The organism is Acinetobacter sp. YH12105 (genome assembly GCF_013419095.1).
GTDB classification, from domain to species: Bacteria; Pseudomonadota; Gammaproteobacteria; order Pseudomonadales; family Moraxellaceae; genus Acinetobacter; species Acinetobacter pseudolwoffii.
This window is the reverse complement of the sequence record NZ_VPAU01000002.1, coordinates 286,091-304,576: the sequence shown is the minus strand read 5'-3', so window position 1 is coordinate 304,576 and position 18,486 is coordinate 286,091. Positions and strand designations below refer to the sequence as shown.

Sequence of the window (18,486 nt, the reverse complement as noted above, 5' to 3'; positions counted from 1 at the left end):
ATAAATACCAAGAATAAGAGCAGCATATGGAACTGATTTTCGCAGCAGCGCTGTGTAGCGTTGTGGTCTCAATATTATTAAAAGTCGCCAAAAACAGAGGGCTGAGTCCGATCCACATGATTAGCTGGAATTATGCCACCGCCAGCTTGTTGTGCTTTTTCTGGTTTAAGCCGGATATCCAGCATATTTCGCCAAGCCAGACACCATGGTTCCTCATTCTGGCATTGGGTATTTTGCTTCCGAGCGTATTTCTGTTGCTGGCCAAAGCCTTGGAAAGCGCTGGAATTTTAAAAACAGAAATCGCCCAGCGGCTTTCTGTAGTCTTGTCACTGGCGGCGGCTTATTTTATTTTTCAGGAACAGTTTAATCAGCTGAAAATACTCGGGATCGCTTTAGGTATTGGCGCAGTGCTGTGTATTTTATTTTCACATCGGCAAGGATCAGGACAGGGCAGTCAGGGCATGTTGTATCTGGGGCTGGTCTGGGTGGGTTATGCACTGATTGATGTATTATTAAAATATACAACCAGTTTAGGTTTGCAGTTCGCCGTTGCACTCAATCTGATGTTTATTTGCGCTCTGATCATGTCGATGGGCTATCTACTACTTAAATATAAAAGCTTGGGGTCGATACAGAATATCGGCGCTGGTCTGTTATTGGGTGTGCTGAATTTTGCCAATATTGCGTTTTATGTCAAAGCTCATATGCTGCTCAAGGATTCGCCGGCAATTGTCTTTGCTGGCATGAATATTCTGGTGGTGGTATTTGGAGTCATTGCAGGTCTGATGTTCTTTAAAGAGCGACTCAAACCTGCAAGTGCCGCGGGTTTACTGCTAGGTCTCACTAGTGTGATTTGCCTAGCTTATGCAATGTCTGTTTGACATAAGACGATGCAAATTCAATCGGATGTCGCAGCAGGTCGCCTGCCTCGGCCAGTCCAAGCAGTAAACCCGCCTGTTGGCAGTCAGGACAGTGCGGATAACGATGCTGTTGATCTTTATAGTGTTGGAGATAAATTTTATCGCAATGATGGCATGCAAATTTCAGGGATTTGGAGGTAAGGAGCGACATAGATGACCTCTATTGTTATTCTATTGGATGACAATTAAATAAAGCAAAAAATAGGCCCGAACTGATATGGAAAGGGGCGCCTGGCCCCTTTTATAGCATAAAATCCTTACAGTTTGGTGAAAATGTCTTCAGCAGGTAGACGTGATTTCGGCAGTTTGGCATTGAAGTCATTTTCACTGCGATAACCCAAAGTCAGCAAGACAGAGGGAATTAAACCCTGTTCTGCGAGTTGTAATTCTTCACTAATTATCTCTTCATCAAAGCCGCCAATTGGTGTGGCATCGACACCTTCAATTCCGGCAGCCAACAGCATCTGACCGAGCGCAATAAAGGTCTGATTTTCAGCCCAGCGCTGAATATCACCTTTTTCATTACGATAATAATGAATATAGCCTGCACGGGTATTTTTCTGGCCTTCTTTGGCCGATTCATCTTTAAAACGCCCGCTGAGATCATCGCGATTCAGTAAGTTTTCCAGATGCAGCTCATTAATATCGGCTTTGGTGCAAAATAAAATAGTATGTGAAGAATCCAGAACTTTGGGTGCATTGTAGGCATAAGTACCGATCAAAGCTTTGGCAATGCGCTGTTTGGTGGCATCATGATCGGCAATAAAAAAATGCCAAGGCTGAATATTGATCGAAGAAGGTGCAAAACGCAAAACTTCTAATAAACGTTCAAACTGGGCTGCCGGGATTTTCTTGCTAGGATCATAGGCTTTGGTGGCATAGCGGGTCTGTGTGATCTTGAGTAAATCCATCAATGGACTCCAATTTTTTTAAATAAAATGAGGGTAGATGCTCTGGATCTATAAAATTTTCAGATCTGGAGATTATTACAATAAAACAGCATCAGGCAAAGTCTGTTGTTTAATGATCTTGATATAGATTCAAGCAAAACTTAGTGTTGAATCAGATGAAAACCCGGTTTTTGTCTATTGGCATTTTTTAGCAAGAAGCGTGGAAGAGTAAGTATCGCCGGCAATGTGCAAATGGGGCAGTGAATGCGGTTTACAATTATTTTAAAGATAAACTGAAGACCTGGCAGCAAATCGCGTGGTGGATTGGACTGTAAAATGCCGGAAATGAATCTGAGTTAATAGGCTGTAGAGATTTTTATTTTCTATCAGGAATAATCTGGTTATTTAAATCCAAGTGAATGTTAATGAACCGCTACAAAGAGGAACAATTTGTACGAAAAACAGCTTAGAGAATAGCGCTGATAAAGTGTGCAAAATAATTATTTAAAAGAATAGGGTTAATCTTTATTTGTAATGACAATGTATGTTTGCTTTCTATTAAATAAGCATGTATACTTATAGATACTTCGAGCGGGTATAGTTCCCGCTTTTATTATTTCTAGCTAATTGTGATTCACTTTTGGTTCAAGCTTGAGCTTGAATAACATCTAGTAACTACAGAATTATTATACAAATTTGGTTTTCTTAATCTCTTTGTACAGTCACAAAAAGCTCATTTTATGAGTAAATATTTTGAATATATTAAATGAATGGCATACTGCTACAGCCGTAAATGGTGGCGAAATTAATGTTAAACTGGTTCCTTTAAAGCGTAAGCAAAACACTCAGGATGGTTTTATCTGGGTAGAAGTTGGAAAAATGATCCAGCTACAAACAGGTGAAGAAATTCTGTTTAACCTTGATGGTAAAAGTTTCTATACCGGTGTGAATAAGCTTTATCGTCTGTGCTAAGCAAACACATATCTTAAAAAAAGTGGCCGATTAATATCGCCACTTTTTTAGTTTTAGGGTCTCGAAATCTTGGTTTTCCTGAATTTCCAGTATCTCGGCACTGTCTTCCTTCCAGTCACCCAGTACGATTCTTTTTTTCTGACCTAGCGGATGAATGGCTGCGCGATGCGTATGGCCATGGATCAATACGTCAACGTCTTGTAATGCCAGCTCAACGGCCTGATCATTAACATCCATCACTTCATAGCTTTTAAACTGCTGCGCCTGATGACTTTGCTGACGAAAGCCATTGGCTAATTTTTTACGGAAAGACAGCGGTGTACGCTTTAATAAGCCTAGCAGAAGTGGATGCCGGATAATCTTTTTAAAGCGCTGATAAGCGATGTCATCGGTACACAGTGCATCACCATGTTCCAGGCGAAAACGTGTTCTTGCAATGTTCAGTTGGTCTATCTCAGGAAGCAGCTTTCCGCCAAATTGAGCTAAAAACTTGCTGCCGAGAACAAAATCCCGGTTGCCTGCCTGAAAATATACCTGATTGCCAGCCTGAATAAACTGTTTTAAGGCAGTGATAATTTCGTCCAGCCATGGGGCTGTATAGTCATCACCGATCCAGGCATTGAACCAGTCACCCAAAATATACAATCGGGTATTTTGATCTTGATATTCGGTCAATAAATCTAAAAACCCCCGAACAAGTCGAGGGTGATCAGGTGACAAATGTAAATCTGAGATAAACAGATAGGTCACGAATCTTTTCCTTTTATTCCTCTCTAGATCCCTCATTTATATGAGGGATTTTCCATTACACCGTTTTAAAGCATCGCTTTAAAACTCATAAAGAACGGAGAGGACGTTTTTTATTCAGAAATGATTTTTGCAGACTCAATAACCACATTTTCTAGTGGAACATCAGCGTGGTAGCCACGGTTGCCAGTACGAACGCCTTTAATTTCGTTGACAATGTCCATGCCGTCAGTCACTTTACCAAATACTGCATAACCCCAACCTTGTGCTGTTTTACCAGAATGGTTAAGGAATGCGTTGTTGCCAACGTTAATGAAGAATTGAGCAGATGCAGAATGTGGAGCTTGCGTACGCGCCATGGCAATTGTGCCCAAATCGTTAGTTAAGCCATTGTCTGCTTCATTTTCGATTGCATCACGGGTCGCTTTTTCTTTGAAGTTTTCATCCATACCACCACCCTGGATCATGAAACCATCAATCACACGGTGGAAAATTACGCCGTCATAAAAACCGTCACGCACATATTCTAAAAAGTTAGCCACTGTTTTAGGTGCTTTTTCAGCATTGAGTTCAAGAACAATACGACCTTTATTGGTGTTTAATTCGACTTGAGGAAAACTCATTGTGTAATCTCCTAATCATGGACGAGTGCCATGGTTTTTTCTGAATGAGTGAAGCATAAGCAAACTACAATCGACTAGGCAAGTAAAAACATTATTTTCTTTGTTAAAAGCATAAAAATAGTACCTTATTTATACGTTGATTTATCAAGGCATTTCAGATATTGCCCTATCAGGCACCCTATTTTGAATTGGCGTAAATTAATGATTTTACTGCTTGTACAGGCACTGATATTTTAGTTTCAGGCAACTCGCCGTATTTTCATTTTTTAAAATGGGTGAATTGAAATCAAATACCATAGTTAGCGGTTGAGAGATTATTCACCTCTAGTTAAACTAAGGAACTTTGATAATGAATATGCGTACAACCTGTGCGATTAAATATTCGTTAATCCCTTTTTAACTTTAGAAGTGAATGATTGATCATGAAGCCAAATGATGTTGTGACATCTCTGCCCGAGAACCCGACCCAAAAGAACAATGCAGTCGATTCAGTGCAGCAGCAAGAACAACAACCGGGCTTGGACTTTGTACGTCAGGTCATTACGGATGATTTAGCCGCTGGTCGTACCCAACAGATCGTCACGCGTTTTCCGCCTGAGCCAAATGGCTACTTACATATTGGCCATGTGAAAGCAATTTGCTTGAACTTTGGGATTGCTGAAGAATTCCAGGGGGTGTGTAATCTTCGTTTTGATGATACCAATCCGGATGCTGAAGAACAGGAATATGTTGATGGTATTGCCAATGATGTGAAATGGTTGGGCTTCCAGTGGGAGGGCGAGCCGCGCTATGCATCGAGCTATTTTGATCAACTTTATACATGGGCGGTTCAGCTGATTGAACAGGGTGATGCCTATGTGGATTTACAAAGCCCCGAAGACATCCGTTTAAACCGCGGTAATTTTGTCGAGCCGGGTAAGAACTCGCCACAACGTGATGCAACTGTTGCAGAGAATCTGGAACGTTTTGAGAAGATGCGTAGCGGCGAATATGCTGAAGGTCAGGCTGTTTTACGCGCTAAAATCGATATGACCTCACCGAACGTACATATGCGTGATCCGATCTTGTATCGTATTTTGCATTCAGCGCACCATCAGACGGGCGATACATGGAAAATTTATCCAATGTACGACTATGCGCATCCATTGTCTGATGCGATTGAAGGCATTACCCACTCGCTTTGTACATTAGAGTTCCAGGATCACCGTCCGTTCTATGACTGGGTGGTGGCAAAGGTTAAATCACCATCTGTGCCACGTCAGTACGAATCTAGCCGTTTGAATGTGGATTACACTATCACCTCGAAACGTAAATTACGTAAACTGGTTGAAGGTGCTTATGTGAATGGTTGGGACGATCCACGTATGCCAACTGTAGTCGGTATGCGTCGCCGTGGTTTTACACCTGAAGGTCTGCGTGATTTCTGCCAGCGTGTCGGTGTATCGAAAGTGGATGGTAGTATTGTCGATGTCGCGATGCTGGAATATTGCATCCGCCAGTCTCTGGAAAATACCGCAGCGCGTGGTATGGCCGTGTTAAATCCACTGAAAGTGACCTTAAGCAACTTGCCAGCCGATATGGATCTGACCCATTCACGTCATCCGAACGTGGACATGGGCGAACGCGTGATTCCTTTAACCACTGAGCTGTTTATTGACCGTAAAGACTTTGAGGAAGAACCACCAAAAGGCTTTAAACGTCTGATTCCAGGTGGTGAAGTACGTTTACGTCATGCCTATGTGATCAAATGTGATGAAGTCATTAAAGATGAAAATGGTGAAGTGGTTGAGCTGAAATGTTCGATTGATCCTGAAACTTTGGGTAAGAACCCTGAAGGCCGCAAGGTGAAAGGCGTGGTTCACTGGGTATCTGCGACTAAAGGTGTGCCTGCCGAAGTCCGTATTTATGAACGTCTGTTCACTGAGTCGGATCCTGAAGTGGGTGATGACTTCCTGGCCAACCTGAACCCTGAATCATTAAAGGTGGTTCAAGCCGTGATTGAGCCGGCATTGGCGCAAGCTCAACCGGAAGATCGCTTCCAGTTTGAGCGTGAAGGTTACTTCGTTGCCGATCAATACGATCATAATAGCAAGAAACCAGTATTTAACCGTATTCTTGACTTGAAAGATAGTTTCAAGCCAGGCAAATAATCAGGTTTAAATCAGATATTAAAAGCCCAACTTCGGTTGGGCTTTTTCAATACAGCAGGGAAAATGCCATGATTGTGCGTGATAAAAACAATAGTATCGGTTTACTGTTTGCCTGGCAGGGCACAATTTTGCCTAAGGTATTGCCGGCTTTAGTCTTGGTGGTCTTTATTTCCGGCCTACTGGTCTATTTGAGTCAGGCACATTTTGTGAATCTTCCTGCCGTACCCGCAATCGGCTTTACCATTTTTGGTGTGATTCTTTCGATCTTTCTCAGCTTTAGAAATACGGCATGTTATGAGCGCTGGTGGGAAGGGCGCAAGCTCTGGGGAGCGCTAATCGCCACCACACGTCATTTATGCCGGGACAGCCATGTGCTGGATGATCAGACCCGCGAGGTCTTGTTATATCGCATGATGCTGTTTAGCCATCTGTTGCGTGACCGGCTCAGACAGCAAGTACAAAGTATTCAGCATTACCAAACAACCACGCATTTTGAAAATATGGCATTCGATCAGTTGCTCGTGCAAATCAATCCTTCACAATGGGTGCTGGAACAGATGCAAAAGGAGTTGGTTCAGCAATATAAGCAGGGCAACATCAGCGATATTATTTATAACAATTTGAATCAGCATACTGTGGCCTTGGGCAATATTCAGGCCGGTTGTGACCGGATACTGTCGACGCCATTGCCATTTTCTTATTCGGTACTGTTACATCGTGCAGTGTATTCGTTCTGTTTTATTTTGCCTTTTAGTTTGCAGGCCAATCTGGGCCTGTGGACGCCGATTCTGGTCGGGTTGATTGCTTATATGCTCTTAGGCCTAGATGAGCTCAGTGCTGAGCTAGAAGAGCCTTTTGGGCTACAGGATAATGATCTGCCACTCGATTCAATGGTACGACTGGTAGAACGGGAAACCTTAAGCTCTTTGGGTAAAGGTTTACCTGAAGCGATTCAGGCCAAAAAAGGTTATTTAACCTGATCTGTTCCTTTTAATATCAAAGTTTAAACCCGAACTCAAAATTTCTTACTAACAAAAAATCATCGGCAGGCTGAGCTTTAAATTAACGATGTTTAAGATTAGTCAGGTCTGACACTTTCGTTTTAGCCTGATCTTGCAATTCACGGTATTGTTGCAAACGCAGATTGGCTTTATCTCTAAGCTTCTTCTTGATGTACAAGGCCAAGGCAAAACTCGTCGTGGTCAGAGTCAGAAACATGCTGTTCATGAAGCTCATCATCGAGCTGATATAACCAATCGTGGTCAGGCGATTCATCATATAGATCACTTGCGGGCTGCTTTCTACGCCAGTAATCGCCCAAGTACACAGATGTTCGCAATTATTGATAATTAAATGATAATTATTTTCATGCATTCTGGAACGCATGCGACGCACAACTTTACGGCCTTTATATTTCGCCGAGTCATAATGTTGCACATGAATCGCTTTGCCATGACTGAATTTTTCAATAGAGGTTATTTCAATGGGGCGTTTCTTGAATAAATGTGCAAAGCCCGAATAATGAATAACACGACCACGTCCAGCGTATATCCCATGATGGGTATAACCGAAATGTTTAACCATAAGATGTGCTCCTATGGGAAACCGTTTAGTCTGTTGCATATCAGAATTAAGCCATTTAAAAAAGCATTGTAGTTTAATAGCAAGTGTACTGCCTTTTGCTAAATTAATCGACGCTTTGCTTGAGTTTAGGCAGACAAGCAATAGGCGTATGCAGCAAGTGACTTGATCACCTGTATGGCAGAATTCAGATGAACATCTGTTCAGTAACACCTATAAATAGCCTAAGCTAACTTTTACATTTCAATAAAATCAGAAAAAGTGAGAGGAAGAAGTGTTCAGATTTATTACCAATTACTCAACAGAAGGCAGAAGGTTGTGTAGTCGGATTTATACAATTGAACTCTCTAAGTTTGGTTCTTCTTCAATGTAATTAAAGCGACAGATATAAAAAAAGCACCTGGTTACACAAGTGCTTTTTTTGATCAGGCTAGAGCCTTTGCCGATTACTGCAAGGGCAAGTGTTGAAGTTCATTCAGTTCCTTACGGCTATAGCCGCGTGATACAAGAACCTTTTTGATTCCGATGATGATCTCTTCATCAGTTGCTTTAGACAAAGCTTCAAGAAGCTGTTCATTTGTCTTGAAAGAGCAATCATTTTCTACACAAGCAATCTGATTCTTGTGTTCATTGTGTTGTTCCACAGAAAACAACTTTTGCCAAAAACTCATAGAGCCTTCATACAACAACCTAACATAGAGTGAAATATAGCCAATTAAATAAATAAAGCAATAGGACCTATGTGATAAAAGCAGCAGTTAGTCTTTAAAATTTCCGATTGAAGCTCAAAGAGCTAACGATATTTTTAGCTGTACAAATGATAATTTGTTATTAAGTTAATGATTTAAGATATAAAAAAAGGAATTTCGAAAAACTCCTTTTTTGTAACAAGAAAATAAATTGAAACAAATTCTTTATCTTCTTTCTAACAATACGCCCGTTTCTACATGGTGTGTATATGGAAATTGATCAAACATAGCGAATTTGCTGATTTTATGGGTTTGAGACAACTGTTTCAGATTGTCATGCAATGTGTCTGGATTGCAAGAAATATAAATAATGCGTTGGAAGCGCTGTAATAGTTTAAGCGTTTCATCATCAATACCGGCACGCGGTGGATCGACAAATACCGTATCAAAGTCATAAGTCGCAAGATCAATATTGGCTTCTTGCAGGCGGCGGAACACACGCTCGCCGTTGTAAGCTTGGGTGAACTCTTCTGCAGAAAGACGCGCGACCTGAATATTCTCAATCTGGTTTTGCTCAATATTCCACTCAGCCGCATAGACTGAAGATTTGGCTAACTCGGTTGCCAGAACACGGCGGAACTTGGTCGAGAGTGGCAGGGTAAAGTTACCATTACCACAATATAATTCCAGCAAATCTTGATCAGATTGCTCTGCCGCATCACATGCCCATTCCAGCATGTTTTGGCAGACTTGGGCATTCGGCTGGGTAAAGCTGCTTTCGATCTGTTTGTATTGATAGGTACGATCAAAAACAGAAAGTTCTTCCACCACATATTCATCAGACAGGACAAACTTCTGTCCACGGCTGCGGCCAATTAACTTGATATTTAACTGTTCTGCCAGTGCTTTGGCTGCCGGTTCCCAGCTTTCATCCAATTTACGATGATAAATCAGAGAAACCAGAACCTGACCACTTAAGGTCGCCAGAAAATGTACTTCAAACAGACGTGTCGATAATACTGGATCTGCTTTGAGCGCTTGCAGTAATTTAGGCATCAACTGATTGATACTGAGGTCTGCAACCGGAAATTCATCAATGCGGATGACTTTTTTCTGTTGATCTTCATTGCGCTCGAACATGGCATAGAACATGTCATCCTCAGTATGCCAGATCCGAAATTCAGCACGCATGCGGAAATATTTTTCAGGAGACTGGAATACTTCGAGGGCAGGTGGTTGATATTCGGCAAACTGAGCGCTGATGCGTTCAATTTTGGCATCGAGTTGTTGCTGATAAGATGAAGTCATATGCAGTAAGAAGTCGCAAATATTTTAAAGCGCAAATGGTAGCAAATAATTGCTGATCTGCCTAAGCCTATTGTGGCTGAGCGGCTTTAAAAACTGCATAAAAAAGACCAAACCCTCTGAGGAGAAAAATTTGGCCGTAAAGAGGAAATCATGAACAGAAAAATGACAAGATGATTCGATTAATTTAGAGATGACTCATCGTCATCAAACTGGCATTGCCACCGGCTGCTGCCGTATTGATGCTAATGGCCCGTTCAAGCACCAATCGCTCCACCGGAATGTCATGATTGCCTGAGTTTAAATGCGTGATTCCTACAATGGGGCCTTTTCGAGCCGCAATACGCTTCTGTAAATCAATCAATTCCGCAGCATCACCATGATGTAATACAGCATCAAATTCCCCACTTTCAATGTCTTGAATCACTTTGAATCGGGCAGCAACTGCTTTTGGCATTGTTTGTAGATATTTCAGCACAAAAGTATTTTCAGCCAATACTGCAGGGCGACTGCCGACCGATAAAATGGCCAAAATTTGCTGAATCTGGTCTTGCTCGGTGTGCGCCAAAGATAGAACACTTTCACGTGGCAGGATCATGTACTGGTTTTCTTCGCCGGTTGGACCTTGCAAACTAAAGCTTTGTCCGGTCGCAATCTGGCTGGGTGCTTTTAAGGAGATTGTGGGGAAAGTTTTAGAGGCCCAAGCCTTAAATTCCTGGACTGGTTTGTGTTCAATAGGGGCTTGATCAGATCGCATGGCATAAGGCTGCGCCAGTTTCTTCTCGGAAAGCTGCTGCATTAAACGGTAGATGTAAAGCGGCCCACCAGCTTTAGGGCCAGTACCGGACAAGCCTTCACCACCGAAAGGCTGAACACCCACAACTGCACCGACGATATTACGGTTGATATACAAGTTACCGACTTCTGCTCGCGCAATCACGGTTTGTATGGTTTCATCAATACGTGTGTGTAAGCCCATGGTCAGACCATAGCCTTTGCTGTTGATCTGTTCCAATAACTGTTCCAGTTCACCATATTTATAGCTGATCAGATGCAGCACCGGACCAAAGACTTCACGCTCCAGATCGTTCAGGTTTGGAAGTTCAATCAATGTTGGCGGAATAAAGGTGCCTTGGGTTAATTCAGTCTCATCTTGGTCAAACATCAGTTGATGGACTTTGTGACCTTTGCTGCGCATCTGCTGAATATGCGTCTGAATATTTTGCTGGGCCTCAAGATCAATCACCGGACCAATATCGGTTTTTAATAAAATCGGATTGCCGACTCTTAACTGCTGCATGGCACCTTTGAGCATCGTGCGCACAGCATCCAGGTTATCTTCTTGCACACAGAGCACACGCAAAGCAGAACAACGCTGGCCGGCACTGTCATAGGCAGAATTAACCACATCAAGCACCACTTGCTCAGTTAATGCAGATGAATCGACAATCATGGCATTTTGACCGCCGGTTTCAGCAATCAGGGTCACACTTTCGCCAAACTGGTTCAGACGTTCTGCTACAGTTTTTTGCAGAATATGAGCGACCTCGGTTGAGCCGGTAAACATGATACCCTGAATGCGTGAATCTGCACTGAGCTGCGCACCAATGCTTTCACCTTGACCCGGCAAGAGCTGTAAGACGTCTTGCGGAATGCCCGCTTCCCATAAAATCTGCACCGCTTGTGCAGCAATCAGCGGGGTCTGTTCTGCCGGTTTGGCGATGACGGTATTGCCCGCGACCAGCGCTGCTGAAATCTGGCCGGTAAAAATTGCCAACGGGAAGTTCCATGGACTGATACACAGCACGGTACCCAAAGGTTGAATCTGTGTATTTTCAGCTAAATCCAACATCTGACCGGCATAGTAGCGCAAGAAATCTACCGCCTCCCGGACCTCGGCAATGGCATTGGCATAGGTTTTGCCAGCTTCACGGGACAGAATCACCATCAGTGTCAGCAAACGCTGTTCCATCAGATCCGCGGCTTTATTTAAGCAGGCTGCTCGCTCATTTTTTGGCAAATTGGCCCAGAAACCTTGTGCATTGACAGCTTGCGTTAAGGCAATTTCAGCCTGTTCCTGAGTCGCTTCATAGACTGTACCGACTACATCCTGATGTTGTGCCGGATTGATGATTTGCACTGCATTGCTGGTATCGCTCACTGTAAACGCCGTTCCCATGGCTGCTGCCTGAAATTGTGTGTTTTTCAGGCTGGCAGCGACTTCATTTAAGGCGCTCAGCTCTGCATCATTGGCGAGATCCAGACCCGATGAGTTAATACGTGTGCCATACAGATCTTGCGGATAAGGAATATGCGGATGCTTGGCACCGATCACGACTTCCTGTTGTGCAGCTTTTAAAATCGTTTGCTGCGGATTTTCAATCAGATCTTCGATATTTAGGGTTTTGTCGGCAATCCGGTTGACGAAAGACGTATTTGCGCCATTTTCCAGCAAACGACGCACCAGATAAGCCAACAAGGTTTCATGATTGCCGACTGGGGCATAAATGCGGCATGGTACACCGAGCTTATTCGCCGATTTGTCGCCAACCACATTTTCATACAAAGGTTCGCCCATGCCATGCAGACACTGGAATTCATATTGACCCGCATAATACTGCTCAGGTTGCGCCAGTTGATAAATCGTGGCCACGGTTTGCGCATTATGGGTGGCAAATTGCGGATAGATATAATCCGGTTCAGCCAATAATTTGCGCGCACAGGCGATATAAGACAGATCGGTATGCACCTTACGAGTGAATACCGGATAGTCCGACATGCCTTCAATCTGTGCTTTCTTGATCTCGCTGTCCCAATAGGCACCTTTGACCAGACGAATCATCAGGCGTTTCTGACTACGTTTGGCCAGATCAACAATATAATCTACCACATAGAAACAGCGTTTTTGATAGGCTTGGATCACAAAGCCAATGCCTTTCCAGTCTTGTAATTGCGGCTCAAAACACAGGCGTTCAAGCAGTTGCAAGGAAATTTCCAGACGATCAGTTTCTTCGGCATCAATGTTTAAACCGATATTGTACTGTTTCGCCAAGACCGCGAGTTTAAGCATTTTTCCATACAGTTCATCATGTACCCGATCGACCTGTGCGCGCTGATAACGCGGATGCAGGGCAGAGAGTTTGATGGAAATGCCCGGGCCATCATAAACGTCTTTATCCTGCGAGGCTTGTCCGATGGCATGAATCGCTTGCTGATAATCCTGATAATAGCGTTCCGCATCCGGATCGGTCAGTGCTGCTTCACCAAGCATGTCATAGGAATAACGAAAGCCTTTTTCTTCCAGACGTTCTGCATTTTTCAGCGCCTCATCAATGGTTTCACCCGTCACAAACTGTTCGCCCATCATGCGCATGGCAACATCGACGGCCTTACGGATAATGCCGCGACCACTGCGCGCCAACAGGCCGGTTAATAAACTGGACAGGCTTTTTTGCTGTGGGGTTTCCATTAATTTACCCGTCAGCATCAAGCCCCAGGCTGCGGCATTGACAAACATCAGCTGGCTTTGACCGAGATGTTCTTTCCAGTTGCCCTGATTGATCTTGTCGCGGATCAGCAGGTCACGCGTGGCTTTGTCTGGAATACGCAGCAAGGCTTCGGCCAGACACATCAGGGCAATGCCTTCCTGAGAAGATAGGGAAAATTCCTGTAATAATCCTTGTACGATGCCCGCTTTACCGCCTGAATTTTTACGTTCACGCAAGGAATGCGCCAGATCAAAGGCAAGCGCTTGAATCTTGTCGCTGAGTTCGGAGGAAATTTCACTATGCAGCAAGAGTTCTTCGACGCATTCAGTTTCCGCACGGCGCCATGCAGTGTTGATACGTTGTTCGTATTCATTTTTATCTTTGAATTCGGCGATATAATTTGGCTGCTTCATGGCATCTGAACCATAGGTGGGGCTTAGTGTGGTCGGCATAGTGACATCCTGTACTGCTGCAATCAGATCTAGCGGGGCTAACGAGTTTTAATCTATAATCACAGAATATTTGACGAATATCTCACTATAGTTTTTACATTTTTTAGAGAATAATTCTAATGCAGCCTCCTTATTTAAGCCTAGACCGTATAGATATTCGTATCCTGAGTTTATTACAATCCGATGCCAAATTATCCAATATTAAACTGGCTGAACTGGTAAATTTATCGCCGACCGCGGCACTGGCGCGGGTGCAGAAACTGAGCAAAGAAGGCTATATTCTGGGCTACGAAGCCCGTCTGAATCCAAATCTGCTCAATAACGCTTTTGTGGTTTTTGTAGAGATTTTACTGGATAAAACCACACCGAATGTTTTAGATGAGTTTTCCCATGCAGTCCGGCAGATTCCAGAAATTATTGAATGTCATATGATCAGTGGTGGTTTCGATTTCGTGGTAAAAATCCGCTGCGCCAATATGGATGAATTCCGTAAAATTTCCGGGCAAATCTTGTGGCAACTGCCCGGGATCAAGGAAACACGCAGTTATCCGGTGATGGAGGTGATTAAAGAAAGTCAGCAGATCCATCTAAAAATACCGGGAAAATCTAAATAATTTGTAGCTTATTAACGACTAATCTAAAAAACAATAAAAGGGACGTGAAAGTCCCTTTTATTGTATTGAATATCCAGACTATTTTTTCATTTCAGCCATTTCTTTTTGATATTCAGCTTTGGCCATTTCAAAACGATGTACCACATCATCACTCGGTGCCTTATCCAGTAAGCTGACAATCACGATACTCAGGGTAGCCAGAATAAAACCGGGAATAATCTCGTACAGGCCGGTATCACCCATATAGTTTTTCCAGACGATTACCGTCACCGCACCGACCAGCATGCCGACAATCGCGCCGTTGAGGGTCATACGCTTCCAGAACAGAGACAAGATAATCAAGGGGCCAAATGCTGCACCAAAGCCTGCCCAGGCATAAGCCACCAGACCTAAAACCTTGCTGTTCGGATTAATCGCCAAGGCAATCGCAATTAACGCAATCACTAAAACCATAGCACGACCGACCCAGATCAGTTCTTTTTGTGAGGCATTTTTGCGCAGGAAGCTCTTGTATAAATCTTCAGTCAGGGTGGTTGAACAGACCAGAAGCTGACAGCTCAAGGTGCTCATAATCGCCGCCAAGATAGCTGCAAGTACGATGCCAGCGATCCATGGATTAAACAGGATTTTAGTCAATTCCATAAACACGGTTTCAGGGTTCTGGTTCACCACCGAGGCGAATGTTGGATTAACGGTGAAATAGGCAATCCCGATATAACCAGCTGCCACTGCGCCGCCTAGACACAGAATCATCCAGGTCATGCCAATACGGCGTGCAGCAGGAATGGTCTTCACTGAATCTGCTGCCATGAAGCGCACCAGAATATGCGGTTGACCAAAATAACCCAAACCCCAGGCCAGACTGGAAATAATCGCCACCACGCTTAAGCCTTCAAGCATACTGGACGCATGTGGACGGGCAGATTCAAGGATGACACTCACTTGCTGGCTATTGTCACCCAAGGCCAGGAAGGTAATGATCGGGGTCAGCAACAGTGCAAAGATCATCAAACCGGCCTGAAACGTATCCGTCCAGCTGATCGCCAGAAAACCACCAATACACACATATAAAATTGTCGCCATCGCACCGATGATAAGCGCCGTGGTGTAATTCCAGCCGAACAGGCTTTCAAACAGGCGTGCACCTGCGACCATGCCCGAGGCACAATAAATTGCAAAGAACACCAGAATCACCAAGGCAGACAAGACCCGTAAAATGCGTTTGCGGTCGGAAAAACGGCTGGTGAAATAATCTGGCAGGGTCAGGGCGTTATTCTGGTATTCGGTATGCGCCCGTAGACGACCTGCCACCAGTAACCAGTTTAGCCACGCTCCGATAATCAGGCCGATGGCAATCCAGGCTTCTGACAGGCCAGACAGGTAAATTGCGCCCGGAAGACCCATCAGCAGCCAGCCACTCATATCTGATGCACCTGCGGAAAGAGCTGTAACGACACTGCCCAGACTACGTCCACCTAAAATATATTCATCAAAATTGGAGGTTGCACGGTAAGCATATAAACCGATTGCAATCATGGCGATAATATAAAACATGAAGGTAATCAGGGTCGGATTTAAATAAGTCATAGGCAGGGCATCCTGTAAATATGGAAACCATCGTTCCAGATGATTTTTTGTACGGAGATCACAAGGCAGTGATTCAAGCACGGTTTAAAAATTACACTCTGTAACATTTACACAGCCTTTATGTATGTTTATTGTAAATACCAATTTAACTAGATGGAACTTAAGGAAAGTTAAGCCACTTAACAGCGAGAGATAAAGTATTGGATTGAGGCAAAACAAGCTAATTCAGGATAAGCGATTAAAAGATTTAAATTTTAGCTTTTTATTTACATGATCTTACAAAACTCACAGCTTTACTGTATTGGTAATAAATCGTAGCAAATTTAGGTTAAAGTCCTCCTATTCGCTCTGTATTTGTTTGCTCATATTGAGACCACACCAAATACGGTGCATCGCCAAGGTATTTTTTAGTGGACAATATGCTGCAAATCGAACCGACCCGCATTGAACGTGACTTATTGGGGGAAAAACAGATCCCATTACACAGCTATTATGGGATTCACACTTTACGTGCCATCGAAAATTTCCAGATTTCAGGATTGGCGATAGGGCAACAATCACATTTTATTTGTGCATTGGCCCAGGTCAAAAAAGCTTCGGCACAGACCAACCTGCATTTTCAAAAAATATCCGAGCAAACCAGTACTGCGATTCAAAAAGCATGTAATGAATTGATTCAGCATCCTGAAAACTGGCAAGCTGCATTTCCGCTCGATCCTTATCAGGGTGGTGCCGGAACATCAATCAATATGAATGCCAATGAAGTCATTGCCAATATTGCCTTAGAGATTTTAGGTCATCATAAAGGCGAATATCACATCCTGCATCCAAATGATCACGTCAATACTTCGCAATCGACCAATGATGTTTATCCGACGGCTTTGCGTTTGGCAACTTATAGCAGTCTGAATGACTTATTGGCCGTACTCAAAGCATTGATTGACTGTTTATATACGAAGGCAGCCGAATTTCAGTATGTGATCAAGATGGGGCGTACCCAGTTGCAAGATGCCGTCCCGATGACCATGGAGCAGGAATTCCGGGCTTTTGCGACTTTATTAAAGGAAGATTTAAAACTGATTGAGCAGATGCGCCAGTTATTGCTGGAAGTCAATTTAGGTGCAACAGCGATCGGGACTGGGGTAAACACGCCGCCGGGTTATGCCAAGCGCGTTGTAGAAACGCTGGCTCAACTCACAGGACTGCCTTTAAAAGGTGCAGAAGATTATGTCGAGGCCACCAGTGATTGTGGTGTCTTTATTATCTTGTCGAGCAGTTTAAAACGCCTGGCAGTGAAACTGTCCAAAATCTGTAATGACTTGCGCTTGCTTAGCTCGGGACCACGTACAGGTCTGGCTGAAATTCGCTTACCGGAATTGCAAGCAGGCTCATCAATTATGCCGGCAAAAATCAATCCTGTGATTCCGGAAGTGGTCAATCAGATTGCCTTCCGGGTCATCGGTAATGATTTGACCATTACTATGGCAGCGGAAGCTGGGCAGTTACAACTGAATGTGATGGAACCTGTGATTGCCCTGACCATGAATGAGTCGATTCAATTGTTGACTCAAGGCATGCAAACCCTGAATCAGAAATGTATTGCTGGCATTCAGGCCAATGAAGAAATCTGTTTAAGTTCGGTCATGCGCAGTGTCGGGATTGTGACCTTACTTGAGCCGATTCTGGGGCATGCCAAATGTGATGAAATTGGTAAACAATGTATGCGTGAAAATAAAACCGTGCCGCAAGTGGTATTGGAACTCGGTTTATTAAGCGAAACACAATTAGAAGAAATCTTTGCATTTGAAAATCTGGTGTCTGAAATACCTGTAGCAGAGAGTCAGCTCGAACAGGTTTCTTGATAGCATAAATTGTCTTGAAACAGCTCAACTCAACTGATTGTTGTGATTTTGACAATTTGCCTCAAGTTCGATATGTGGATTTGAGGCATTTTCATCTAGACTAGGGTCTGAACTTTATTTGGCTGGGTAAATGGCGATGTTTGATAAAATCAGTGCATTATTTAAAACTAATAAACCGACTGCTGCACAGTTATATTTAGACGAGCAGAATATCCAGCATGTCGAAGGCACAGGTTATATCGTGGATGGCATTGACTTAAATCAGGAACTGGCCGCACGCTTAGAATATTTGTCCAATCGCCGTCTAAAACAGTTTGATGATTTAAAAGCTTTATACGACACCGCGATGCTGATCAATGAAAAGATTGATCTGGAAATTGCCCATCAGCGTTTTAATGTGACTTTGGGAAATACCGAAGAGAACCTGCTGCAATTTAAAATGATCCTCAAGAAGTTAAATGATTATTATCGTAACTTTCTGCGAGAGAAAAAATAAGTGTTAAAAGTGGCTTGAAATCGAAGCGTATGGATGTGGCAAGACTGCATAAAAATAACAAAATATCCTGAGATCATCGTGCTAGTATAAGCCTCAGGTTATTTAGACTT

General features: G+C 43.4%; 16 protein-coding genes. 7 read left to right on the top strand and 9 right to left on the bottom strand.

Annotated elements, in window-relative coordinates; all coding sequences use genetic code 11:
- Positions 1-26: 26 nt before the first annotated feature.
- Positions 27-881, top strand: a complete 855-nt coding sequence (locus FTU44_RS03365; RefSeq protein ID WP_005096737.1) for a DMT family transporter — start codon at positions 27-29, stop codon at positions 879-881.
- On the opposite strand, the gene FTU44_RS15150 is transcribed toward FTU44_RS03365, so the two are convergent.
- Entirely contained in the window at positions 844-1,071 is a 228-nt protein-coding gene (locus FTU44_RS15150) for a hypothetical protein (RefSeq protein WP_005096738.1), read from the bottom strand. The genes FTU44_RS03365 and FTU44_RS15150 overlap by 38 nt on opposite strands.
- Positions 1,072-1,177: 106 nt before the next feature.
- Positions 1,178-1,831, bottom strand: coding sequence for an oxygen-insensitive NAD(P)H nitroreductase (gene nfsB, locus FTU44_RS03355; RefSeq protein WP_100357137.1), 654 nt, complete (start codon positions 1,829-1,831; stop codon positions 1,178-1,180).
- Between the two features lie 732 nt (positions 1,832-2,563).
- On the opposite strand from nfsB, the gene FTU44_RS03350 reads away from it, so the two are divergent.
- Positions 2,564-2,782: a hypothetical protein gene (locus FTU44_RS03350; protein ID WP_005096740.1), complete on the top strand. Its 219-nt coding sequence runs from the start codon at positions 2,564-2,566 to the stop codon at positions 2,780-2,782.
- Between the two features lie 30 nt (positions 2,783-2,812).
- On the opposite strand, the gene FTU44_RS03345 is transcribed toward FTU44_RS03350, so the two are convergent.
- Together FTU44_RS03345 and FTU44_RS03340 are read right to left on the bottom strand one after the other, a co-directional pair.
- Entirely contained in the window at positions 2,813-3,532 is a 720-nt protein-coding gene (locus FTU44_RS03345; protein WP_074382842.1) for a UDP-2,3-diacylglucosamine diphosphatase, read from the bottom strand.
- 110 nt (positions 3,533-3,642) lie between these two features.
- Positions 3,643-4,152 (bottom strand): peptidylprolyl isomerase, encoded by a 510-nt coding sequence (locus tag FTU44_RS03340; RefSeq protein ID WP_005171140.1) that lies wholly within the window; start codon positions 4,150-4,152, stop codon positions 3,643-3,645.
- A gap of 422 nt (positions 4,153-4,574) precedes the next feature.
- Between FTU44_RS03340 and FTU44_RS03335 the strand changes: the two genes are divergently transcribed.
- Together FTU44_RS03335 and FTU44_RS03330 are read left to right on the top strand one after the other, a co-directional pair.
- A complete protein-coding gene (locus FTU44_RS03335) occupies positions 4,575-6,302 on the top strand; it encodes a glutamine--tRNA ligase/YqeY domain fusion protein (RefSeq protein ID WP_180049495.1) in 1,728 nt (575 codons plus the stop codon).
- Positions 6,303-6,370: 68 nt separating this feature from the next.
- Positions 6,371-7,282, top strand: a complete 912-nt coding sequence (locus tag FTU44_RS03330; RefSeq protein ID WP_005096746.1) for a bestrophin family protein — start codon at positions 6,371-6,373, stop codon at positions 7,280-7,282.
- A gap of 82 nt (positions 7,283-7,364) precedes the next feature.
- Here the strand turns inward: FTU44_RS03330 and FTU44_RS03325 are convergent, their stop codons facing one another.
- The 4 genes from FTU44_RS03325 to putA all read right to left on the bottom strand — a co-directional run bounded on the left by FTU44_RS03325 (position 7,365) and on the right by putA (position 13,817).
- Positions 7,365-7,925, bottom strand: a complete 561-nt coding sequence (locus FTU44_RS03325) for a lecithin retinol acyltransferase family protein (RefSeq protein WP_034608524.1) — start codon at positions 7,923-7,925, stop codon at positions 7,365-7,367.
- Positions 7,926-8,329: 404 nt separating this feature from the next.
- Positions 8,330-8,554 (bottom strand): hypothetical protein, encoded by a 225-nt coding sequence (locus tag FTU44_RS03320; protein ID WP_005096749.1) that lies wholly within the window; start codon positions 8,552-8,554, stop codon positions 8,330-8,332.
- Between the two features lie 243 nt (positions 8,555-8,797).
- Positions 8,798-9,880 carry a tRNA (uridine(54)-C5)-methyltransferase TrmA gene (trmA, locus tag FTU44_RS03315; RefSeq protein WP_005096751.1) on the bottom strand — a complete coding sequence of 361 codons (1,083 nt, stop codon included), beginning with the start codon at positions 9,878-9,880 and terminating at the stop codon, positions 8,798-8,800.
- A 184-nt stretch (positions 9,881-10,064) separates the two neighbouring features.
- Positions 10,065-13,817, bottom strand: coding sequence for a trifunctional transcriptional regulator/proline dehydrogenase/L-glutamate gamma-semialdehyde dehydrogenase (gene putA, locus FTU44_RS03310; RefSeq protein WP_180049493.1), 3,753 nt, complete (start codon positions 13,815-13,817; stop codon positions 10,065-10,067).
- A gap of 119 nt (positions 13,818-13,936) precedes the next feature.
- On the opposite strand from putA, the gene FTU44_RS03305 reads away from it, so the two are divergent.
- Positions 13,937-14,431: an Lrp/AsnC ligand binding domain-containing protein gene (locus tag FTU44_RS03305; protein WP_005096755.1), complete on the top strand. Its 495-nt coding sequence runs from the start codon at positions 13,937-13,939 to the stop codon at positions 14,429-14,431.
- A gap of 78 nt (positions 14,432-14,509) precedes the next feature.
- Here FTU44_RS03305 and putP read toward each other — a convergent pair whose 3' ends face one another.
- Positions 14,510-16,018, bottom strand: coding sequence for a sodium/proline symporter PutP (gene putP, locus FTU44_RS03300; RefSeq protein ID WP_005096756.1), 1,509 nt, complete (start codon positions 16,016-16,018; stop codon positions 14,510-14,512).
- 419 nt (positions 16,019-16,437) lie between these two features.
- On the opposite strand from putP, the gene aspA reads away from it, so the two are divergent.
- On the top strand, positions 16,438-17,880 hold the full coding sequence (gene aspA, locus FTU44_RS03295; RefSeq protein WP_180049508.1) for an aspartate ammonia-lyase: 1,443 nt from the start codon (positions 16,438-16,440) through the stop codon (positions 17,878-17,880).
- A gap of 130 nt (positions 17,881-18,010) precedes the next feature.
- Positions 18,011-18,376, top strand: a complete 366-nt coding sequence (locus FTU44_RS03290; protein ID WP_005171129.1) for a hypothetical protein — start codon at positions 18,011-18,013, stop codon at positions 18,374-18,376.
- The last annotated feature ends 110 nt before the right edge of the window (positions 18,377-18,486 follow it).